General features: G+C 49.3%; 1 protein-coding gene. It reads right to left on the bottom strand.

Translation table 11 applies throughout. From position 1 onward, the window contains the following. A partial coding sequence (locus AC2A1E_RS24570) for a transposase (protein ID WP_484385935.1) occupies positions 1–205 on the bottom strand: 205 nt, incomplete at both ends.

The raw sequence follows: 205 nt of genomic DNA, 5'->3' as shown, positions 1-205 counted from the left end.
TAACCCAGCAGCATCATTTTAATCAGGCGAACGGGGTCAATAGCGGGTCTGCCGTTATTAGGACAGTAGAGATGAGCAACGGCGTCGCGGATAAATTCAAAATCAATGGCGGCATCGATTTGGCGAACCAGATGGTCTTCAGGGACCAACTCATCCAGGGTGATGGTTTCAAACTGATATTGCTGGGGAGAGGGTGTTTTGAGCA

This window comes from Serratia sp. HNCC26DJ206 (assembly GCF_057180605.1).
This window is presented reverse-complemented; position numbering and strand designations above follow the sequence as displayed.